The 20339-nt window shown below is 54.1% G+C and carries 21 protein-coding genes and 1 riboswitch; of the genes, 11 read left to right on the plus strand and 10 right to left on the minus strand.

The window, feature by feature from the left end:
• Window positions 1–67: 67 nt before the first annotated feature.
• A complete protein-coding gene (locus tag SIB66_RS05655; RefSeq protein WP_063406385.1) occupies window positions 68–2842 on the plus strand; it encodes a DEAD/DEAH box helicase in 2775 nt (924 codons plus the stop codon).
• Window positions 2843–2861: 19 nt separating this feature from the next.
• Here SIB66_RS05655 and SIB66_RS05660 read toward each other — a convergent pair whose 3' ends face one another.
• The 4 genes from SIB66_RS05660 to SIB66_RS05675 form a co-directional block, all read right to left on the minus strand.
• Window positions 2862–4217, minus strand: coding sequence for an MFS transporter (locus tag SIB66_RS05660; RefSeq protein WP_236073754.1), 1356 nt, complete (start codon window positions 4215–4217; stop codon window positions 2862–2864).
• A gap of 7 nt (window positions 4218–4224) precedes the next feature.
• A complete protein-coding gene (locus tag SIB66_RS05665; protein WP_063406326.1) occupies window positions 4225–5622 on the minus strand; it encodes a class II fumarate hydratase in 1398 nt (465 codons plus the stop codon).
• A 158-nt stretch (window positions 5623–5780) separates the two neighbouring features.
• Complete coding sequence (purB, locus tag SIB66_RS05670) at window positions 5781–7076, minus strand: adenylosuccinate lyase (RefSeq protein ID WP_063406325.1); 1296 nt, start codon at window positions 7074–7076, stop codon at window positions 5781–5783.
• Window positions 7077–7121: 45 nt separating this feature from the next.
• Window positions 7122–7466 (minus strand): hypothetical protein, encoded by a 345-nt coding sequence (locus SIB66_RS05675; protein ID WP_413681125.1) that lies wholly within the window; start codon window positions 7464–7466, stop codon window positions 7122–7124.
• A gap of 18 nt (window positions 7467–7484) precedes the next feature.
• Here SIB66_RS05675 and SIB66_RS05680 point away from each other — a divergent pair, with 18 nt between their 5' ends.
• The gene (locus tag SIB66_RS05680; protein WP_063421616.1) at window positions 7485–8288 is read left to right on the plus strand and encodes a TlyA family RNA methyltransferase; all 804 of its coding nucleotides are present in this window, start codon (window positions 7485–7487) and stop codon (window positions 8286–8288) included.
• Here the strand turns inward: SIB66_RS05680 and SIB66_RS05685 are convergent.
• The 3 genes from SIB66_RS05685 to SIB66_RS05695 all read right to left on the minus strand — a co-directional run bounded on the left by SIB66_RS05685 (window position 8285) and on the right by SIB66_RS05695 (window position 9179).
• Entirely contained in the window at window positions 8285–8623 is a 339-nt protein-coding gene (locus tag SIB66_RS05685; RefSeq protein ID WP_011130849.1) for a P-II family nitrogen regulator, read from the minus strand. The genes SIB66_RS05680 and SIB66_RS05685 overlap by 4 nt on opposite strands.
• A 40-nt stretch (window positions 8624–8663) precedes the next feature.
• Complete coding sequence (locus SIB66_RS05690) at window positions 8664–8891, minus strand: hypothetical protein (protein ID WP_041384564.1); 228 nt, start codon at window positions 8889–8891, stop codon at window positions 8664–8666.
• Window positions 8892–8960: 69 nt separating this feature from the next.
• Entirely contained in the window at window positions 8961–9179 is a 219-nt protein-coding gene (locus tag SIB66_RS05695) for a DUF4278 domain-containing protein (RefSeq protein WP_074160837.1), read from the minus strand.
• A gap of 62 nt (window positions 9180–9241) precedes the next feature.
• Window positions 9242–9317: riboswitch (Glutamine riboswitch) on the minus strand.
• Between the two features lie 198 nt (window positions 9318–9515).
• On the opposite strand from SIB66_RS05695, the gene queF reads away from it, so the two are divergent.
• Window positions 9516–9923: a preQ(1) synthase gene (gene queF, locus SIB66_RS05700; protein WP_063406322.1), complete on the plus strand. Its 408-nt coding sequence runs from the start codon at window positions 9516–9518 to the stop codon at window positions 9921–9923.
• A 603-nt stretch (window positions 9924–10526) separates the two neighbouring features.
• On the opposite strand, the gene SIB66_RS05705 is transcribed toward queF, so the two are convergent.
• The 3 genes from SIB66_RS05705 to SIB66_RS05715 all read right to left on the minus strand — a co-directional run bounded on the left by SIB66_RS05705 (window position 10527) and on the right by SIB66_RS05715 (window position 13827).
• Window positions 10527–11819 (minus strand): cytochrome c biogenesis protein ResB, encoded by a 1293-nt coding sequence (locus tag SIB66_RS05705; protein WP_063406321.1) that lies wholly within the window; start codon window positions 11817–11819, stop codon window positions 10527–10529.
• 4 nt (window positions 11820–11823) lie between these two features.
• On the minus strand, window positions 11824–12492 hold the full coding sequence (locus tag SIB66_RS05710; protein ID WP_236070230.1) for a cytochrome c biogenesis CcdA family protein: 669 nt from the start codon (window positions 12490–12492) through the stop codon (window positions 11824–11826).
• An 87-nt stretch (window positions 12493–12579) separates the two neighbouring features.
• On the minus strand, window positions 12580–13827 hold the full coding sequence (locus tag SIB66_RS05715) for an FtsW/RodA/SpoVE family cell cycle protein (RefSeq protein WP_011130843.1): 1248 nt from the start codon (window positions 13825–13827) through the stop codon (window positions 12580–12582).
• Window positions 13828–14113: 286 nt separating this feature from the next.
• Here SIB66_RS05715 and SIB66_RS05720 point away from each other — a divergent pair, with 286 nt between their 5' ends.
• The 8 genes from SIB66_RS05720 to atpA all read left to right on the plus strand — a co-directional run bounded on the left by SIB66_RS05720 (window position 14114) and on the right by atpA (window position 20314).
• Window positions 14114–15337, plus strand: a complete 1224-nt coding sequence (locus tag SIB66_RS05720) for a class I SAM-dependent methyltransferase (protein ID WP_063406320.1) — start codon at window positions 14114–14116, stop codon at window positions 15335–15337.
• Window positions 15334–15852, plus strand: coding sequence for an ATP synthase (locus SIB66_RS05725; RefSeq protein ID WP_236070229.1), 519 nt, complete (start codon window positions 15334–15336; stop codon window positions 15850–15852). The genes SIB66_RS05720 and SIB66_RS05725 overlap by 4 nt, the downstream gene beginning before the upstream one ends.
• A gap of 87 nt (window positions 15853–15939) precedes the next feature.
• Window positions 15940–16665: a F0F1 ATP synthase subunit A gene (atpB, locus tag SIB66_RS05730; RefSeq protein ID WP_011130840.1), complete on the plus strand. Its 726-nt coding sequence runs from the start codon at window positions 15940–15942 to the stop codon at window positions 16663–16665.
• 167 nt (window positions 16666–16832) lie between these two features.
• A complete protein-coding gene (gene atpE, locus SIB66_RS05735; RefSeq protein ID WP_011130839.1) occupies window positions 16833–17081 on the plus strand; it encodes an ATP synthase F0 subunit C in 249 nt (82 codons plus the stop codon).
• Between the two features lie 145 nt (window positions 17082–17226).
• A complete protein-coding gene (locus SIB66_RS05740) occupies window positions 17227–17682 on the plus strand; it encodes a F0F1 ATP synthase subunit B' (RefSeq protein ID WP_063406319.1) in 456 nt (151 codons plus the stop codon).
• On the plus strand, window positions 17679–18197 hold the full coding sequence (locus SIB66_RS05745; RefSeq protein WP_063406318.1) for a F0F1 ATP synthase subunit B: 519 nt from the start codon (window positions 17679–17681) through the stop codon (window positions 18195–18197). Before SIB66_RS05740 ends, SIB66_RS05745 begins: the two co-directional genes overlap by 4 nt.
• Window positions 18197–18745: an ATP synthase F1 subunit delta gene (gene atpH / locus SIB66_RS05750; protein ID WP_011130836.1), complete on the plus strand. Its 549-nt coding sequence runs from the start codon at window positions 18197–18199 to the stop codon at window positions 18743–18745. Before SIB66_RS05745 ends, atpH begins: the two co-directional genes overlap by 1 nt.
• Window positions 18746–18796: 51 nt before the next feature.
• Entirely contained in the window at window positions 18797–20314 is a 1518-nt protein-coding gene (atpA, locus tag SIB66_RS05755) for a F0F1 ATP synthase subunit alpha (protein WP_011130835.1), read from the plus strand.
• The last annotated feature ends 25 nt before the right edge of the window (window positions 20315–20339 follow it).

Raw genomic sequence — 20339 nt, forward strand, 5'->3', positions numbered from 1 at the left:
CATGCTGGCTGGGGCCAATGCCAACGATGGCCAGAAGTGGATTGCAGGGCTCTTTAGGATTGAAACCATGAGTTCAGTGGCGCACGTCACGACTGCTCCCGACGTCGCCAAGCTTGAACCGGATCCATTCGCGATCTTTTCTTTTCCGCTGGATGAATTCCAGCTTGAGGCCATTGCCGCACTTAACCATGGACAGTCTGTGGTTGTTAGTGCTCCTACGGGATCCGGTAAGACATTGGTGGGAGAATATGCCATCCATAGGGCGATTGCCCATGGGCAGAAGGTTTTTTACACCACGCCCCTGAAGGCTCTTTCAAATCAGAAGTTGCGCGATTTCCGTGCACAGTTTGGTTCGCAGAATGTGGGGCTGATGACCGGTGATCTGAGCGTTAATCGTGAGGCTTCGATTGTGGTGATGACCACCGAGATCTTCCGCAACATGCTTTATGCGGAAGCAGACCAGGCTGACGACCCGTTGGCTGACGTGGAAGCGGTGGTGCTCGATGAGTGCCACTACATGAATGATTCTCAACGGGGCACGGTGTGGGAAGAGTCGATCATTCACTGTCCAGCGTCTGTGCAATTGGTGGCGCTTTCTGCAACGGTGGCCAATGCTGGACAGCTCACCGACTGGATCGAGCGGGTGCATGGCCCTACACAGTTGGTGTTCAGCGATTATCGGCCGGTACCACTGCAGTTCAGCTTCTGCAGTGCAAAGGGATTGCATCCTTTGCTCAACGATGCGGGCACAGGACTTCATCCCAACAGCAAGGTGTGGCGTGCTCCTAAGGGGCACAAGCGCAAGGGGCGTTCCCCTAAGCCCCCTCAGCCAGAACCACCGCCCATCAGATTTGTGATTGCGCAGATGGCGGAGCGCGAAATGTTGCCGGCGATTTATTTCATCTTCAGCCGTCGTGGCTGTGATAAATCCGTTAAGGATCTTGGCTCTCAGTGTCTGGTCTCACCGACCCAGCAAGAGCAGATTCGCCAGCGTCTTCGAACCTATAGCGAGACCAATCCAGAGGCTGTTCGTGATGGCATCCATGCTGATGCCCTGCTGCGGGGCATTGCTGCTCATCATGCTGGTGTGCTGCCTGCGTGGAAGGAACTGATCGAGGAGTTGTTTCAGCAGGGGCTTGTGAAGGTGGTGTTTGCTACTGAAACGCTTGCGGCAGGGATCAACATGCCGGCACGTAGCACTGTGATTTCAGCGTTGTCGAAGCGCACTGAGCGTGGCCACCGACCACTGATGGGCAGTGAATTTTTACAGATGGCGGGCCGTGCCGGGCGGCGCGGGTTGGATTCTCAGGGTTATGTGGTCACAGTGCAAAGTCGTTTCGAGGGCGTGCGTGAGGCAGGCCAGCTGGCCACCAGCCCAGCAGATCCTCTTGTGAGTCAGTTCACCCCTAGCTACGGCATGGTGCTGAACTTGTTGCAGCGCCATGACCTCAAGAAGGCAAGGGAACTTGTAGAACGCAGTTTTGGTCGCTATTTAGCCAGCCTGGATTTGGTGTACGAGGAGGAATCGCTGGAACAACTGCGGCTACAGCTGGGGCAACTGCAGGGAGTTGCTGGTGATGTTCCCTGGCAAGACTTTGAGGATTATGAAAAGCGACGCAGTCGATTGCGTGAGGAGCGGCGATTGTTGCGGATTTTGCAGCAACAGGCTGAGGAGACCTTGGCCAATGAGCTCACCCTGGCTTTGCAGTTTGCCAGTGTTGGCACGTTGGTGAGCCTGAAGGCCCCCCAGTTGCGGGGACGTGTCACTCCAGCTGTGATCGTCGACAAGCTTGAGGGCCCAGGTCAGTTTCCGCTTCTGCTTTGCCTAACCGATGAGAACGTTTGGCTACTGCTGCCCTGTCCGGCGGTTGTCAGTCTGCATGCGGAATTGAGCTGCTTGCAAGTGACTGAAATGAATGAGCCGGATCTGCAGCGCTCTGGCGAACTTCGCCATGGGGATCAGCACAGTGGAAGCCTTGCTCTTGCTGTCGCCCATATGGCCAAGCGTCACGACATGACGACTCCCCAGTACGACCTGGCCGGTGAGGTGTTGGCCCAGGCGCAGCGGGTTCGTGGTCTTGAGGAAGAGTTAGAGCAGCAACCGGCTCATCGTTGGGGGGATCGCAAACAGCTCAAGAAACATCGTCGTCGTATGGAGGAGCTTGAGCTTGAGATCTGCGAACGTCAGCAGTTGCTGCACCAGAGGGCCAACCGTCATTGGGAGACATTTTTGAGTTTGATCGAGATCTTGCAGCACTTTGGTTGTCTTGATGATTTGGAACCCACGGAGATTGGACGCACTGTGGCGGCGATGCGCGGCGACAACGAACTTTGGCTGGGTCTTTCATTGATGAGTGGCCATTTGGATGACTTGCACCCTGCCAATCTGGCGGCGGTGTTCGAGGCGATCAGCACGGAGGTCAATCGTCCTGATCTTTGGAGTGGCTACCCACCACCGGCGAGTGCGGAGGAGGCCCTCCATGATCTAGCAGGTATTCGCCGAGAGCTCTTGCGGGCACAGGAACGCTGCCAAGTGGTTGTTCCCGCTTGGTGGGAGCCTGAGCTGATGGGTTTGATCGATGCCTGGGCCCGTGGTACAGCCTGGAGTGATCTGATTGCTAATACGTCACTGGATGAGGGCGATGTCGTGCGGATCCTCCGCCGCACGGTGGACCTGCTCGCACAGGTGCCTTACTGCGAGGCGATCAGTGAGCAGTTGCGTCGTAATGCACGTTTGGCACTGAAAGCGATCAATCGCTTCCCTGTGTGTGAGGCAGAGGATCTGTTAAATGCGGCTGCAGTTGACGAAGAACGCAATCCTGCTACAGAGCGGGTGGCTTGATCAGGCGAGTTCTGGTTGGTTAGTGGGCCATGACAAATTTCTCCTTGCGCGGTTTCGTATCTTTCACGCAGAGGGAGAGCCCTGTTGATATGAACATCAGCACCACAACGAGACCATAGCCTTGGAGCTCCTGGCCCGGGGATGGGACCAAGCCCTTAGCAACCCCTACTTGAGCAAGGAAGCCAACAGCGGGCTGAATGAAGACTGGCAGCACCATGACAACGAAGTTCACGAAAGCTAGTTTGACCGCACGGTTATGACGTTTTGCCACGTCGGCCGTCATCACGAAAGCCAGCAGCTGGGAACCTGTTGTCAATCCGAGCGCGATCATCAACATCGCGGTCAACCAAAGCGGGGCTGAGTTCGTCAAGGCAATCGCAACGGCGATCACGGACGACAAGATTGCTCCAGTGACAAAAAGAATCTTGCGGCGCTTCAAGCGATCGGATAAGTGCCCAGTTGCAATTCCTCCGGCGGCGAAACCAATGAAGATGAGAGTGGTGAGCAAACTCGATAGCCCTGTCGACAAACCTGAGTGGATGTGCAGGAAGGTCACTCCCCAAAGATCGCCAATCACTGAGATCGGGAGATATAAACCTGCTGCGGCGAGAGAAAGACACCAGATATTCCGGTCGCGCATGATTTCCTTGATCAGACTCGCGAGTGGCTGCGGACTCTTTGGATCAAACCCGTCTTCTCGCATCAACTCCACGAACCAATTGGGGCGCTTGGGTAGGAGTTTCCACAGCATGAGAGCGATGATCAGACCCGCCCCTGTACAAACCAGCAAAGGGACGCGCCAACCCCATGACTTCGTCAGAATCAGAAGTGGGTATTGAGCGAAAGATGCGCCCAGAGTGCCCATCGCTACGGTTAAACCCGGGACCATCCCATGGCGTTTTGGCGGGAACCAGATCATGGCGAGATAGATGACGCCGAGATAAGCAACTGAACTGCCCAATCCCTGCATCAAGCGCCCTAGTCCCAGCACCACCACATTGTTGGTGCTGGCAAAGAGCAGACAACCCAGGGCTACGACAAGTGCCGCTGGGGCAACGACGGCACGGACTCCGAAGCGATCGAGAAGGCGGCCTACAAGAAGCTGTGAGGGAGCGTATGCGAGAAAATACATTCCCATGGCGAGACCAAACTCTCCTTGGCTCGAGCCGGTGACCCGCATCAATTCGGGTTGTAGGACGCCCGGTGCGACTCGTGCGAAGAACTCGTAGAAATAGAAAAGGGAGCAAACTAGAAAGAGCATCCAGGGTCGCCAACCCCGGCGGGCGCGCTGGGCTTGACCATGAAGATTGCTGATTCGTTGCTGGGCGGAACTCTGGCTCTGGATGCTTCTTGATTCGCCAGAATTTGATGTCATCGGGGGGTCACAGCCGAGCAGATGTCATCAATGCCGGATTAACAATTCGATCGAAGTCTTCTTTGCTCACATAGCCGAGTTTTAGTGCTGCTTCACGCAGGCTGAATCCCTTCTCATGGGCGAGGTGGGCAATCTCACTGGCTTTGTCGTAACCGATTTCTGGGGCTAAAGCTGTCACTAGCATCAGCGATTGCTCTAGATCATGTTGGATCTTGATTCGGTTTGCTTCAATCCCTTGCACCATTGCCAGCCGGTAATTGCGGCAGGCGTCATGTAGCAATTCAATGCTGTGAAGCAGGTTGAAGCCAATCAGGGGTTTGTAGACGTTCATTTGGAGATGACCACTCCCACCTGCCATGGTCACGGCTGAATCAAGCCCGATGACCTGTAAACAGACCATGGCCATGGCCTCGCATTGAGAGGGGTTGACTTTCCCAGGCATGATCGAGCTTCCCGGCTCATTCTCAGGTAGATGCAGCTCTGCCAGGCCGGCCCTTGGGCCACAGGCCAGTAGGCGCAGATCATTGGAGATCTTGAAAAGGGCAACCGCCAACATGCGCAACTGAGCCATTGCATTCACTAACCCGTCATGGCTCGCCATCACGGCGAACTTGTTTTTCGCTGAGCTGAATGGCAGGCCTGTGATGCTGGCAAGTTGCGCAGCTGTTTCTTGACCGAAGCGAGCTGGGGCGTTGAGGCCAGTCCCCACGGCGGTGCCTCCAAGCGGCAGGGGGTAGAGCTCTATCAGGCTTGACTGAATACGACTATGGGCTGAGGCAATTTGATCCCGCCACGCAGAGGCCTCCTGGCCAAGGGTGAGAGGTACGGCATCCTGTAGATGAGTGCGACCGATTTTGATGATGTCACTCCAGGCATCGCTTTTTCGGGCAAAGGCTGCGATCAATCGCTCCAGTTCAGGCAGCAAGTTTTTGGTGATCCCCTGGACTGCGGCGATATGTATAGCTGTAGGGAAGGCGTCATTGGTGGACTGGGATCGATTGACATGATCGTTTGGATGCACCGGCCTATGGCTACCTAGGGGTTCGTCGTTTGCCTGAGACGCCAGGTTGCTAATCACCTCGTTGACATTCATGTTTGTGTGGGTACCGCTACCGGTCTGCCACACCCTCAGTGGAAACTGATCGTCGTGAAGACCGGATGCAACAGCAGAGGCGGCCTTGATAATTTGATCCCGCTGGACTTCATCGAGCACACCCAGGCGACAGTTCACGCTGGCGGCAGCCTGTTTGATCAATGCCAAGGCATGGATCAGTTCGACTGGCATGCGGTCTGTGCTGATGGCGAAGTTAAGGAGCGATCGCTGGGTTTGTGCACCCCAGAGAACCCCAGCGGGCACCTCAACAGGGCCCATGCTGTCGTGTTCGATACGCATCAGGTCAGCCATCAAGTTGTCGGCAAGGGGTAGAAGCAGATCACATTGACCTTCACTGGTTTTGTGGGGTTTGAGAGCGCGTTAGAACCCATTCAATGATGGTAAAAAGTCTGGCGAGACTTAAACGACTCAAATCATTCCAATCGGTTTAGACGTCCAGAACATCGGATTCAGAGTCCGAGCCGTTGCCAGATCACGTCCAGGTTGGCTTGGTGTAGCTCTGTGCTGAAGCATTCGGCTAGCGCCTTGGCATTGAGAAGGGTCGATACTTCAGGATCGGCCTCAAGATTGGCGCGGAAGTTACCTCCTTCGGTATTCCACGCAGCATGGGCGTTGCGCTGGACAACACTGTAGGCATCTTCTCTGCTCATGCCGTTCTCAACAAGCGCCAATAGCACCCGCTGACTGAACACCACGCCGCCATAGATATTCATGTTGCGACGCATGTTTGCTGGGTAGATACCAAGGCCCTGCACGACTTGGGTCATCTCTCGCAACATGAAGTGGAGTGTGACGGAGCAATCCGGCAGCATCATTCGCTCAGTGGAGCTGTGACTGATATCACGCTCATGCCAGAGGGCCACGTTTTCGAGTGCTGCGACGACATAGCTGCGTAGGACCCTTGCAAGACCACTAATCCGCTCAGCCCGAATCGGGTTGCGTTTGTGTGGCATCGCCGAACTTCCCTTTTGTCCTTTAGCAAAGCTCTCCTCCACTTCCAGTACATCGGTTCGCTGCAAGTTGCGGATCTCTGTCGCGAATCGATCTAGAGACGCCCCCACTAATGCCAGGGTCTGTACATAGTCCGCATGACGATCGCGAGAGATGACTTGGGTACTAGCGGTGTCTGGGATGAGGCAAAGGCGTTCGCATGTGAGCTGCTCAACCTTTGGATCGGTGTTGGCGTAGGTGCCCATGGCGCCACTGATCTGGCCTACAGCCACATCCTTCTCCAGCCTCTCGAGTCGCTCGGCATTGCGCATTGTTTCTGCTAGCCAACCGGCCAGTTTGAAACCGAAGGTGATGGGTTCGCCATGGATGGCATGGGAGCGGCCGATCATGACTGTGCCCTTGTGCTCCACTGCCAAGCTGCGGATCGCCTCTTGAAGGCTGCCCAGTTCTTGTTGTAGTAATGCCACAGAGTTTTTTAACTGCAGGGCCAGACCCGTATCCAGCACATCGCTGCTGGTCATGCCGACATGGATGTAGCGGCCGGCATCCCCTACGTGTTCATTAACGTTGGTCAGGAAGGCGATGACGTCGTGGCGAACCTCTGCCTCAATCTCCAAGATGCGCTGTGGTTCGAAGGTTGCGCGTTCACGAATCTGCTGCATTTCAGTCTCTGGGATCTTCCCCAGTTGACAGTTGGCCTCACAAGCAGCGATCTCTACATCTAGCCAGCTTTGATACTTGGCCCTGTCGGTCCAAATCTCGCCCATTTCGGGCAGTGTGTAGCGCTCGATCAAGGGCTCACAGATGGGCGGTTGATTCTTGAACTTAAGTCTTTGGATTCAGGCTGACTTGAGTCGGCGGTGTTCAACTTCCCAATGAACATGTTGCCCCCAGGCCTGTTGCCGTACCCAGCAACGGCCACCTTTGCATTGGATCAATTGGAATGGCGGTAGATCGTTGGGTTGATTTTCAAGGGTCACAAAGCTGCCCGGCGGAAGTAGCTCCAGCACTGTGGCGAGTTGCTTTTGAGGAACAACATGGTGATTGCTGCGGCTTTGGTACCGATGGAGAGCTATGGGTTGTGGAGGTTGGCCTTGAGACACGTCCTTGCGGGCGAGTTGCGGTGATCTTCTCGGAAGCTTTCGCTTTTTGCGGTAGTTAAGAGGTTTTTGTTTCGTTTTCAAGTCTGCTTTTATGACGAAATGTCCCACAAACAGCGTCTTGATCTGCAGCTGCTGATGAAGGGCTTGGCGAGTTCTCGCCATCAGGCTCAGCAGCTGATCCGCGCCGGCAAGGTGCGAGATGGTAATGGCCAGCTGCTTGATAAGCCTGGTCATGAGGTGTCACAGGAGCTTGAGCTTCAGGTTGAGCAGCCACCGAGATTCGTGTCTCGTGGCGGGGAAAAGTTGCTGGGCGCTCTGCGGGAGTTTCCTCTCAATGTTGAGGGAAGAGTGTGCCTGGATGGCGGCATCTCGACAGGAGGTTTCACCGATTGTCTGTTGCAGCATGGTGCCGCTCGGGTTTATGGAATCGATGTGGGCTATGGCCAGACGGCCTGGGATTTGCGCAACGACCCTCGTGTGGTGCTCAGAGAGCGCACCAACCTGCGCACCCTCAGCCCTGATCAGCTCTACGGGGCTGAGGAGCCTTTACCGAGCCTTGCTGTTGCTGATCTTGCCTTCATCTCCTTGCGGCTTGTGCTGCCTGCCATCAAGAAACTACTTAAGCCAGACCACTCGGAGGCAGTGCTGCTGGTGAAGCCCCAGTTTGAGGTTGGGCGTGAGCGGGTGGGTAAAGGTGGAGTGGTCAGGGATGCCTTGGCCCATGTGGATGCCTTGAAGAGCGTGATCGACACATCAAGGTCTTTGGATTGGTGGCCCAAGGGACTTATCGCCTCTCCGATCACTGGACCGGCGGGTAATCATGAATACCTGCTCTGGCTGGGTGACGAGACCCTCGTAGATCTTCCAGTTCTTGAGAGAATTGTGGCTCAGACGTTGGCCTAGAGGGCCTTGCTGTCACGCTCACCGGTACGGATACGTACTACGGAATCCACTGGAGAGATGAAAATCTTGCCGTCACCGATTTCGCCTGTTTTGGCAGCTTCTGCAATGGCGTTCACGACAGCTTCCACCTTGTCGTCGTCGACGACTACTTCGACCTTTAACTTCTGCAGGAATTCAACGGTGAATTCCGAGCCCCGATAGCGCTCAACTTGGCCTTTCTGGCGTCCGAAGCCTCTCACTTCACTCACAGTCATGCCGATGATCTCGGCATTGACTAATGCAAGCTTGACGTCCTCAAGCTTGAAGGGACGGACAATCGCCTCGACTTTCTTCATGACGGCTTGATGTTGCTCGTTCAGAGATAAAGGAAGTGTGTCAGAAACGGCCTGGAACTGATAGGGCAGATAGATGCCCGAGGCTCATTCCTGCGTTCTTTGCATCCTGGGAAAGGGCTTCCGCGTCCAATTGAGGAAGTCTGACTTGGCTTGAAGCAAGCGCATCCCAGTGGGCATCTTCAAAATGGGTCTGTAGCCAGAGCATTCCATGGATGCTGGCAGGGCGGATCTGGATGCTGTCACCAGTACCGATTAACCAGATGTCCATGAACTGGGCCCGTGAGTGAACCCATTAGGGCTTTTTCAACGGGCCTGGGTTGTGGCTGTTGTTACCGATTTAGCTGTTGCAGCTTGTTGCGGCGTCATTTTGGCGGTGATGGTAGACCTTGCCGCGATAATTGAGTTCCACCTCGGTATCAGCAGGTCGTGCGTCATGCTTGAGGGGAGCCTCATAGCGCTGTCCGCGGTAGACATGCTTCACGGCGCTATTACTGGGCTGCTCGTGGTCAGCAGTCTTGTAGGTGACGCCGCGATAGGTGCGTTCTTGAGTGGTCATGGGATGAGCCTCGAAGGGATGGGGTTTCTTGCCTTGATGGCAGAGGTGCCGCTTCGTGGAAAGGAGCGTTGCTTCGCCTTGCGGAGGGCTACTTCCGGCTGATGGATCAACGACGATGCGATGACCTAGCTCAACGTTTTGTCCTTCAATTCCTTTTTACAGCGATCACGCTGTTCATGGTGAACATTTTCGACTTTGTTATCTGAAGAGTTTCTTAAATTGGGGTTTTGATGAGCGTTGCTGCGGTTTGCGTTGACTCCAAAGCAGATGCTTTCTTCTCTAAGGCCGAGCTAGGAGTCGAGATCTAGGGTCCGTTTTAGGCATCGTTCCATCCCCGTGAGCAGTACTCAAGCGCAGGCATCTAAACCCTTCTATGGCGAACGGGTGATTGCTGAGGGTGAGCTGATCTGCTTTGACAATCCGAGGCCTGAGCGGCCCTATGAGATCTCAATTGAGTTGCCTGAGTTCACCTGTCAATGTCCGTTCTCTGGGTATCCCGACTTTGCTGTGCTACGTCTGCTTTATCAGCCAGGCCCGAGAGTGATTGAGCTCAAAGCGATCAAGCTCTATGTGAATAGCTATCGGAATTGCAAGATTTCACATGAGGAGGCCGCAAACAAGATTCTTGATGATTTGGTTGTCGCCTGTAATCCGGTCTGGATGCAATTAGAAGCAGATTTCAATCCGCGCGGCAATGTGCATACGGTGGTGCGGGTTAGCCATGGCAGTCGTCAGCTCTGCTAGTCACTTAAGCAATAGATGCGGCTGGTTTTATGCCCAGTCAGATTGATAGCGTAATTTTGCTAAAGAGTCTTATGGCTTGATTATGGCGAGCAAGCCAATTACACCTCATCCAAATCATGCTGGCAGTACAATTAATACTGATCCAAGTGTCTCAGGTGAAAATGCTTATTGCATTGAAGATTGCTATGTAAATCATGCCACAATAGAACACTCAGGCACTAGAATAATTATTCTCAAGCATTAGCAATCCCTTGTTGATCAATGACGGAGCAATTTATCACGACTGCAATGCAGAACTTCATAATATTTGCACCTTGAATCAATATAGTGATGGTACGATAGGTGGTAATAGATAGATGGAAAATAATGTCGGCGCGGAGGAGTTTTGGAACGCAAGAGTGTGATTTGAAAATCATCAACCAAGAAGCATGCCCCTCTAGAGCATGCTTGAAGAAAGGGTGAAGCCAGCATTTAAATGTTTTTGGAATAACTATTTAAATGAAAACTGTTTATACTGATCTAGGCTTATTTGACTTTTCTTGTGCTGGTTGATCTAAAATCAGAGGATTAAAAAAATATTGGCAATATTGTAAATATTGATTCTTATTGCTGTGGTATTGCTGCTGCAAGCAGGCTGGGCAGCTCATTAGCGAAGCCGGTCAGATTGCGGTTGCAGAGACCGCCAACGTGTAGGCATTCATTTTCAGGGTCGCCTACCGCCCAGAGTTGGCGTGTGGCAATCATGCTCAGTCCCCCACCCACCAGGGTGATCAAGAAACCGATGTAGACCAGAGGCACGCCCGGATCGCGCTTGAGAAGCAGGCCGCTGGCGGGTAGAACATCGACGACGCGGATTGGTATTCCCTTTACTTCTGCCGTTGGGCCTGCTGGTCGCAGGCTGGCCAATCGCTCACCAGTGGCATCGAACACTTGTACTGGCCCTGCTTCGCTGGTGAGGCTCAGAAGGACTGGCTCGCTGCCATCAGGGTTGGTTGGTAGTACGAGCCCCCAGACCTGTTCACCAAGCTCTGGGAAAGTGCGCAGAGGCAGCTGCAGTAGAGGGCTGCGGCCAAGTTGCAGTGTGATCGCAGCTAGAGACCAGTCTGCTTGATAGACAGTTAAGCCATGGAAGCGCAGCGGATGGTTGACACTGACTTCGTGCAGCTTGGCAGTGTCTTGACCAGGCTCAAGCAGCTCTAGTTGTGAGCGAAACTGTTCAGGTCGACCCGCTGGGTCTCTTTCAATTCCAAAGTTTGTCAGGGTGAGTTTGAGATGGCTGTTCCCATCACGGTTTAACAAGTCGAGGGAACGCCCCGGGGCGAGGAATTGTTCCAAACGATTTCCACCTAAGGAACCCCAGACGGCCCCTATCATCAGCAGCACTAGGCCCAGATGCACAAGCATTGGCCCTGCTCGGCCGATAATCCCGCGCCGCGCGGCAAGCCTGCCAGGCTGTTGTTGGACTTGCCATCCCTGTTGATGGAGATGGGCGGCCAGTTTGTCGATACTTTCGTTTTTTGGTGGGCTTGAGATTGTTTCGGCGATGGCAAGTTTGCTTAATTGCCGCGGCTCCTGGTAGTCGATCCATTGCAGAGCTGCTTGCAGAGCAGGCCATTGTCTTCGCCAGCTGCAGAGGATCAGTGCAAGCCCAAGCCAGGCCAACAGCGCTAAAAACCAGCTGCTGGTGTAAACGTGATCCAACTGCAGGCGCAGAATCATCGAACCGTTGACAAAGCCCAGCCAGGGTTTGTCGCTATAGCCTTCCAGGTAGCTCTCTCGGAGTTCTCCCTGGGGTATCGCAGTACCTAGGGCACTTGCGAGTGCGATAACGAGTAGCAAACCTATGGCTATTCGTAGGTCGGAGATCCAGGCAAGAAGGCGTTTAAAGGTGGCCATAGGTTCAGCTCCAGCGGGCCAACAGAGTGAGAACGCCCGTCGTGAGTAGAACGGCTCCGCTCATGGGGGGGATCCAGCGGCCTAATGGTCGCAGTGCCAGTAATTTCGGCAGGATGGCAGCTGCGCTTCCTGCTAGTAGCAGTGGTAGGACCTGCCCAATGCCAAAGCAGGTGAGTAGCACGATTCCTACCAAAGGTTGACCACTTTGGGCGATCCATCCCAGTAGTACAGCCAGTACAGGTGTCGTACAGGGGGAGGCGGCTAGGCCGAAGGCCAACCCGGCGGCTACTGGGGCAAGTGGAGCTGGAACGCGTTGCCGCCAAAGATCTGGATCTGGTCCTGTAGGCAGGGGCAGTTTTAGGAGGCCCAGCAGATTCAGTCCCATCACTACCGCCAGCAGTGCTACCAAGGTGGGCACCACTCCAGGCACCTGACCGTAAATCCGTCCGATCAGACCACTAAGGCTGCCAAGCAGTACCAGGGAACCCACAATGCCGCCACAGAATGCGATGCTGCGGAGCCAGGGGGCCTGATTGCTATCAAAACCTGCCAGATAGGCCAGGGTGACGGGTAATAGGGAAAGGGAGCAGGGGCCTAGGCTGGTTAGAAAGCCGGCAGCAAAAACGAGGGCCAGGGTGAGCGGACCTTGATTGCTTAGCCCGTGGCTGAGCATTTGCTCACCGTTGCGGGCTAGATCTGAGAGAACCAGGTCCAGAGCAGGGATGGGTAGAGCCGGTTCAGCCGGATCAAATTACGGTATTTACCCTATCGACTGACGTCGCTGTCGAGGGGATCTGCCACCAAGGAGCCCTGTTGATTCAAGGGAACAACGGATCAAAAGACCGGCAATCATGACGCTTGAGAGCAGTGAATTGCCTCCATAACTCACCATTGGCAAGGGCAAGCCGGTTGTGGGCATCACGCCGGAGGCCACGGCCACATTGATCACGGCTTGACCCACCAGGATCGTTGTGCAGCCGATAGCAACCAATCGCGACTGGTTGGTTCTGCAACTCAGAGCTACCCGTAGGCCGAGGAAAGCAACCAACATCAGGAAGAGCAACATCATCACCGAGCCCACGAAACCAAATTCCTCGGCAAAAACGGCATAGATGAAATCAGTGCTTTGTATGGGCAGGTATTGCAGTTTTTGGGTGGAGAGGCCGAAGCCCTCGCCAAACCACCCCCCGGAGCCGATGGCAAGCAGGCTTTGTACGAGCTGATAACCACTCCCTTGTGGGTCTTGCCATGGGTCGAGGAAGGAGATCACTCGTATGCGCTGATACTCATTGATCAGAATGCTGGTTGTGCCAAGCAGGCCGCCTGCCATGGCGGTTGCCAGCAAAGTGCGCAACCTCAGACCAGCGGCCAGTGCCATCAGCCATAACAACATGCCCGTCAGTGCGGCAGTGCTGAGGTTGGGCTGTTTGAGAATCAGTAGAAGTAGGGCCCCGAAGATGCCAAGCCAGAGCAATTTCTCATCAGATCTGATGCGCTGCCAGTGGGCAAACAGGTTGGCGGCTTGCAGCACCACAAAGGGTTTGACTAGTTCTGATGGCTGGATCTGGAGAGGGCCGATCACTAACCAGCGACTGGCCCCATTGACGGTGCTACCGATGACTAGGGTCGCTGCGACGAGGAAGCAACTTAGCCAGAGGGCTGGTCCTGCAAGTTTTAGCCAACGGCGCAGACTGGTAGAGACAGCCAGGCCAAGCAGGCTCCAGCTGGCAGCCATCCATATCAGTTGTCGTTTGAGGTAATAAGCACCTTCTCCCATTTCTCGAGTGGCGACCCACCAGCTAGCCGAGCCAAGCACCATCAGCCCTGCCAGGCTCCAGAAGGCAAAAAGGGTAAGTAGTAAACGGCCTTCAGCGGGCCAGAGTGCCCAGGGGAGGGGGAGACGTTTTTGCCAGAAAGACAACTGATCGCTTCCATCATTACGGCTAAGCCGTAATGCCCCTTGCCGTTGTTTTTGACTCCGGCGGGATAGGACGGAGGAGCTGCTCAAGAGGGGAGGTCTTAGTCAAGTTTACCTATTGAGACGTGTTAATAGCACTTTGCCAAGTCTTAATTGACAACAAAAAACTGCTTAAAACATTATTGGACAAGAGAAGTTCAAGGGCATTCAGGAGATGTCATAGGTTCGATTCTTGTTCTTCACAATCTTCTTTCTAGAAACGAGTTTGATTTTGTCGATTCAGCTTTCTTCGCTTTGGGATATGTGCTGTAGGGGATGTCCTGACTCCCTTCGGGGGAGGCCATGAAATGCTCTCTTTGTTGCCAGCTCCCTTTCGATGTCCTCTGCTGCTCAGCCGTGCGATGAGGCCACACCTGTTGTCAGTGCTTTTTATGACCGCTTCCCTTACCCAGGAGATCCTTTGCAGGACGGGCCGCCGCCTGGATACAACTGGCGTTGGTGTGTGGATATGGCCTATGCGGTCTGTACCGGTTCTGTTGTCCGAAAATGTGCTGGTAGTGAGCCTCTAAAAATCCTTGATGCCGGATGCGGTACGGGTGTTAGTACCGATTACCTAGCCCATCTCAATCCCGGCGCGGAGATTCTGGCTGTGGACATTTCCCGCGGCGCGCTGGAGGTGGCTCGAGAGCGTTTACAGCGTTCCGGAGGCAACGATCAGGCGCATGTTCGTATCGAGAACCAAAGCTTGCTCGAGCTTGAAGATGAGGGGCAATTTGACTACATCAATTCCGTTGGTGCGCTGCACCACTTGCGACAGCCAGAAGCTGGACTCAAAGCTCTGGCATCCCGTTTAAAGCCAGGGGCTTTGCTGCACCTTTTCCTTTATGCCGAAGCTGGTCGATGGGAAATTCATCGCATTCAGCGGTTTCTTTCGTCCCTGGGAGTGGGCACTGATGAGCAGGGCCTGAGATTGGCCCGGCAGCTGTTTGCAATCTTGCCTGAGCACAACCGCCTCAGGCTTAATCATGAACAGCGCTGGGCTATCGACTGCGTAGCAGACGTGAACTTTGCAGATATGTATCTCCATCCCCAGGAGACGAGTTACAACCTTGAACGACTTTTTGCTTTTGTCGCTTCAGCTGATTTGGAGTTTGTGGGTTTTTCTAATCCCAAGGTTTGGGATCCAGTAAGGCTGTTGCAGGGTGAATTGCTTGAGATGGCTTTGGCGTTACCGCAGCGTCAGCAATGGCAACTGATGGAACAGCTAGATCCAGACATCAGTCATTTCGAGTTCTTCCTCTCCAAGGGGCCACAGGCCTCCCTGGGTTGGACAGATGATAAGGACTTGCTTGCTGCTACGGGAAAGCTTTCTATCTGTCTCTGGGGCTGGCCTGGCCAGTCTGTGCTGGATTTCGAGATGGCTCCTCTAGAGCTAAGTGTTGAGCAAGTTGAGTTGCTTCAGGCAATCGAGGCGGCGCCTGATACAGCTCTCGGATGTTTGCCGCTTGGCTGGGATTCGAAGCGGATCAGCTCTTTGGCCAGGGATTTGCAACGGCGGCAGGTGCTCTTGCTTTCGCCTGGAAATGTTGCATCTACATGATAGATTCCGCGGGCCTTTATCCAAGAGCCTCGGCGCCCTTGCTGGCATCCCCGCTGCTCCAGCCTGAAATTGACCCTCCAAAGGAGGGACAGGGTGGACTGGAAACAGCTGTGGAGGCTAGCCCTAACACTGAGCTCTCTATGGATCCTGAGTTGTCAGCTGTGGCTTCTACGGCTTCATCTGACGACTATGCGCAGCTACAGCGGCGCTACATCCTGGCAACGTTGACCGTCTCCGCTTTTGCGGTGGCCGTCACCGCACTTTTCTTCGATCTTCACATCGCTAGCAGTGTGCTAGTCGGTGCTTTGTCTGGAGTTCTCTACCTGCGGCTTTTAGCTCGCAGCGTTGGCAAGCTCGGCAACGGATCGAAGAGTGTGAGCAAGTTTCAGCTTCTCGTTCCCGTTTTGCTTGTACTTGCGGTTTCTCGTTTGCCTCAGCTTGAGCTTCTGCCGGCCCTGCTCGGTTTTCTGCTCTATAAGCCCGCCATGATCCTGCAGGTTTTGCTTGAGTCATGAACTTGAACCAAACCTGGATCAACTGAATTGCCGGTTTGCCGGCTTCTCCTCAAACCGTCGTTTTCTCGACACCGAATTTCCAGCCTGATGGGTTTCTTGCCAATTGCTCTTCCCTTTGCCGAACTGGAGGTGGGTCAACACCTTTACTGGCAGATTGGCAATCTTCAGCTCCATGGCCAGGTGTTCATGACATCCTGGATTGTGATTGGCGCCATTCTTGCCCTTGTTGTTGTGGGCACACGCAAGATGGAGCGTGATCCACACGGGGTTCAAAATCTTCTCGAGTTCCTCTGGGATTACATCCGTGATTTAGCTCGCACCCAGATTGGTGAGAAGGCTTATCGCGATTGGATGCCGTTCATTGGCACCTTGTTCTTGTTCATCTTTGTAAGCAATTGGGGCGGGTCTTTGGTCCCATGGAAATTAATCCACCTCCCCAGTGGGGAGTTGGGTGCTCCTACGGCTGATATCAATACCACCGTGGCACTTGCTCTACTTGTGTCGCTCTCTTACTTCTATGCCGGTTTGAGTCGCAAGGGATTGCGGTATTTCGAGTACTACGTCCATCCCACCCCGATCATGATCCCCTTCAAGATCGTGGAGGATTTCACCAAGCCTTTATCACTCTCCTTTCGTCTGTTTGGAAACATCCTTGCTGATGAATTGGTTGTTGCGGTTTTGGTTTTCCTTGTTCCCCTCTTCCTGCCAGTCCCGGTCATGTTCCTTGGCCTGTTCACCAGTGCCATTCAGGCTCTAATCTTCGCCACCCTCGCCGCCTATTACATCGGTGAAGCGGTAGAAGAGCACCATTGATCAAACTCTGATCTAGCCAGGCCTAACCCCTCGGTCTGGCAAACTCCATGCGCGCAGGTCCGGCTTGTTCGGGCCCATCTCACAATCTCCGAGATGTCCCTGGCGCTGGTATCAACCTCTCGGTCCCCATACGCGCTGTTTTAGCGCCCCACACCTTTAGTTCAACCATGGATTCCATTACCACCGCCGCGTCTGTTGTTGCCGCTGGTCTAGCTGTAGGCCTCGGGGCCATCGGCCCAGGTATCGGTCAGGGCACCGCTGCAGGCGGCGCTGTTGAGGGCATTGCCCGCCAGCCTGAAGCTGAAGGCAAGATTCGCGGCACCCTGTTGCTCTCTTTTGCCTTTATGGAATCTCTCACCATCTATGGCCTTGTGGTCGCCTTGGTGTTGCTGTTCGCCAATCCCTTCGCTGGTTGATCCAGACCGGAGTCGCTCGCTGGCTGCTCTCATCACCTCACGGCCATGGTTGTGAGTTGATCGGAACTCTTCCCCGGGGGCATTCATCGCCCTCCAGCCTTCACTCCGTTCTGAGTCCTGCTTCAACTGCTGTCACTCTCGCCTCATGACCAGCTTGCTTCTGTTCGGTGCTGGAGGTCTATTTGACTTCGATGCCACTCTGCCGCTCATGGCGTTGCAGGTGGTACTCCTCACCTTCATCCTCAATGCTCTCTTCTTCAGACCCGTTGGTCGGGTCGTTGAAGAACGAGAGGTCTATGTCACAACCAGTCGCGCTGAGGCGAAGCAAAAGCTTGCGGAGGCGGAGAAGCTGGAGTTAGAGCTTAAGGAACAGCTCAAGTCAGCTCGTATTGCTGCCCAGCAGTTAATTCAAGAAGCTGAAAAGGATTCTGAACAGCTCTACCGAGAAGCCCTCGCTATTGCAAATGCTGATGCGAATACAGCTCGGGAGAAGGCTCGCCGTGAGATTGATGCTCAGAGGGATTTGGCCTTGAGTCAACTTAAGGGTGATGCAGAAAAGCTTGGTGATCTCATCGTTAACCGCCTGCTGGCAGCCAAATGATTAGTCCTTTGTTCTTTGCCAGTGAGGGTGGTTTCGGCCTGAACCTCGACTTGTTTGACGCCAACATTGTCAATCTGGCGATTGTTATTTTCGGTCTCTACAAATTCCTTCCTCCTTTTATAGGGGGGATCCTTGAGCGCCGCCGTGTCGCCATTATGGCTGATCTTCAGGATGCTGAAGAGCGTCTGCTTAAGGCCACCGAGGCTTTGGCAGCTGCCAAAAAGGATTTGGCAGCTGCCCATCAGAAAGCCGAACAGATCCGCGAGGATTGCAAGCTTCGTGCTGAAGCCATTCGTCTTGACAGTGAAAAACGCACGGTTGAGGAGATGGCACGTGTGAAGCAGGGTGCTACAGCAGATCTCAATGCTGAAGCCAGTCGTGCTAGCGCTCAATTGCGTCGAGAAGCTGCCCGTATGGCGATCGAGAATGCACTATCTGCTTTACCTGGGAAACTCAATGCCGAGGCTCAATCCAAGTTGGTGAGTCAGTCCATCAAAAACCTTGGGGAAGTCTGATGCCACTGCTTAACACCATTACCACCCCCTATGCCGAGGCCTTTCTTCAAGTGGCTGAAAGCCGCAAGGAAGTCGATCAGGTGGTTGATCAGGCAAAGGCAGTTTTGGCCTTGTGGAACGACTGCCCTGAGCTAAGTGGGGCAATGGCCTCACCCGTTTTGGAAGTGGAGGCCAAGAAGGCTGCCTTGCAAAAGCTTTTTGCTAATCAGGTCACACCTTCTTTCCTCAACCTTCTGAAGCTGCTCGCCGATCGTCAGCGAATCGGCGTTTTGGATGCGGTGCTTGAGCGCTTGATTGAGCTCTATCGCGAGCAACGCAACATCGCTCTCGCCACAGTGACCTCTGCTGCTGAACTCAGTGAGCAGCAACAGGCTGCGCTGCAAAAGAAAGTGCAGGCTGTGGCCAATACCGACAAGTTGGAGATCAACCTCAAAATTGATCCAGATTTAATCGGTGGTTTCGTTGTCAACGTCGGCTCCAAGGTGATCGACGCCAGCGTTGCTGGACAGGTTCGACGTCTTGGCCTGGCACTGGCCAAGGTGAGCTAGCTCCCTACCTTTTTCCCTTTCTCACCCTCTTCCTCAACACCAACGCCTCCCATGGTTTCCATCCGCCCCGACGAGATCAGCGCGATTCTCAAGCAGCAGATCTCCGACTATGACAAGTCGGTTTCCGTCAGCAACGTCGGTACTGTTCTGCAGATTGGTGACGGTATCGCTCGTGTCTATGGCCTTGAGCAGGTCATGGCTGGCGAACTGGTGGAATTTGAGGATGGCACTGAAGGGATCGCCCTCAATTTGGAGGACGACAATGTTGGTGCGGTGTTGATGGGTGAGGGTGTTGGTATTCAGGAAGGCAGTACCGTCAAAGCTACTGGCAAGATTGCCTCAGTGCCCGTCAGCGATGAGATGCTGGGCAGAGTGGTGACTCCTTTGGGTCAACCGATGGATGGCAAAGGCGATATCCCCAGTACTGAGAGTCGCTTGATTGAGTCGATAGCTCCAGGCATCATCAAACGTAAGTCAGTTCATGAGCCGCTGCAGACAGGGATTACATCAATCGATTCGATGATTCCTATCGGTAGGGGTCAGCGTGAGTTGATCATTGGTGACCGTCAGACAGGTAAGACTGCGATCGCAATCGACACGATCATCAACCAGAAGGGAGAGGATGTTGTCTGTGTTTATGTAGCTGTCGGCCAGAAGGCTGCCTCTGTGGCCAACGTAGTTGAGGTGCTTCGCGAGAAGGGCGCTCTCGATTACACCGTGATTGTGGCAGCTAGCGCTTCCGACCCTGCTGCTTTGCAGTACCTGGCTCCTTACACGGGCGCAGCTATTGCTGAGTCGTTCATGTACAAGGGCAAGGCGACGTTGGTCATCTACGACGATCTAACTAAGCAGGCCCAGGCCTATCGTCAGATGTCACTGCTGCTGCGTCGTCCTCCCGGTCGTGAAGCCTATCCAGGAGATGTGTTCTATCTCCACAGCCGCCTTCTTGAGAGGGCAGCAAAGCTTTCTGATGCGATGGGTAGCGGTTCGATGACGGCACTGCCGATCATTGAAACCCAAGCAGGAGACGTGTCGGCTTATATCCCTACCAATGTGATTTCGATCACGGATGGTCAGATTTTCTTGAGTTCAGATCTTTTCAACTCAGGATTGCGTCCTGCCATCAACGTTGGCATTTCAGTGAGCCGGGTTGGTGGTGCTGCTCAAACCAAAGCGATCAAAAAGATTGCCGGCACGTTGAAGCTTGAGTTGGCTCAGTTTGATGAATTGGCTGCTTTCTCTCAGTTCGCCTCTGATTTAGATGAAGCAACTCAGAAGCAGTTGGGGCGTGGTAAGCGACTGCGTGAGCTGCTTAAGCAGCCTCAGTTTGCACCGCTGAATTTGGCTGAGCAGGTTGCGATCGTTTATGCAGGAGTGAAAGGCTTGATTGATGAGGTGCCTGAGGATCAGGTCACTCAGTTTTCACGTGAATTGCGTGATTACCTCAAGACCAACAAGCCCGAGTACATCACCAAAGTTCAGACTGAGAAAGTGCTCAACGAGGATGCTGAGACCATTCTCAAGGCCGCCATCAACGAGGTGAAGTCGTCGATGCTGGCCTCGGCCTGACCCTGAAGGTAAACCCGGAGAACCC

The organism is Prochlorococcus sp. MIT 1318 (assembly GCF_047304505.1).
Classification (GTDB): domain Bacteria; phylum Cyanobacteriota; class Cyanobacteriia; order PCC-6307; family Cyanobiaceae; genus Prochlorococcus; species Prochlorococcus marinus_D.

Bases quoted from the DNA above. Each gene is read 5' to 3' on its own strand.
- SIB66_RS05745 (WP_063406318.1), top strand. From the start codon at position 17,679: ATGATTAGTCCTTTGTTCTTTGCCAGTGAGGGTGGTTTCGGCCTGAAC.
- SIB66_RS05705 (WP_063406321.1), bottom strand. From the start codon at position 11,819: ATGGCCACCTTTAAACGCCTTCTTGCCTGGATCTCCGACCTACGAATA.
- SIB66_RS05720 (WP_063406320.1), top strand. From the start codon at position 14,114: ATGTCCTCTGCTGCTCAGCCGTGCGATGAGGCCACACCTGTTGTCAGT.
- atpA (WP_011130835.1), top strand. From the start codon at position 18,797: ATGGTTTCCATCCGCCCCGACGAGATCAGCGCGATTCTCAAGCAGCAG.
- SIB66_RS05740 (WP_063406319.1), top strand. From the start codon at position 17,227: ATGACCAGCTTGCTTCTGTTCGGTGCTGGAGGTCTATTTGACTTCGAT.
- SIB66_RS05680 (WP_063421616.1), top strand. From the start codon at position 7,485: ATGTCCCACAAACAGCGTCTTGATCTGCAGCTGCTGATGAAGGGCTTG.
- atpB (WP_011130840.1), top strand. From the start codon at position 15,940: ATGGGTTTCTTGCCAATTGCTCTTCCCTTTGCCGAACTGGAGGTGGGT.
- SIB66_RS05665 (WP_063406326.1), bottom strand. From the start codon at position 5,622: ATGGCTGACCTGATGCGTATCGAACACGACAGCATGGGCCCTGTTGAG.
- SIB66_RS05710 (WP_236070230.1), bottom strand. From the start codon at position 12,492: ATGCTCAGCCACGGGCTAAGCAATCAAGGTCCGCTCACCCTGGCCCTC.
- SIB66_RS05660 (WP_236073754.1), bottom strand. From the start codon at position 4,217: ATGACATCAAATTCTGGCGAATCAAGAAGCATCCAGAGCCAGAGTTCC.
- SIB66_RS05655 (WP_063406385.1), top strand. From the start codon at position 68: ATGAGTTCAGTGGCGCACGTCACGACTGCTCCCGACGTCGCCAAGCTT.
- SIB66_RS05725 (WP_236070229.1), top strand. From the start codon at position 15,334: ATGATAGATTCCGCGGGCCTTTATCCAAGAGCCTCGGCGCCCTTGCTG.
- SIB66_RS05695 (WP_074160837.1), bottom strand. From the start codon at position 9,179: ATGACCACTCAAGAACGCACCTATCGCGGCGTCACCTACAAGACTGCT.
- SIB66_RS05685 (WP_011130849.1), bottom strand. From the start codon at position 8,623: ATGAAGAAAGTCGAGGCGATTGTCCGTCCCTTCAAGCTTGAGGACGTC.
- atpH (WP_011130836.1), top strand. From the start codon at position 18,197: ATGCCACTGCTTAACACCATTACCACCCCCTATGCCGAGGCCTTTCTT.
- atpE (WP_011130839.1), top strand. From the start codon at position 16,833: ATGGATTCCATTACCACCGCCGCGTCTGTTGTTGCCGCTGGTCTAGCT.
- SIB66_RS05690 (WP_041384564.1), bottom strand. From the start codon at position 8,891: ATGGACATCTGGTTAATCGGTACTGGTGACAGCATCCAGATCCGCCCT.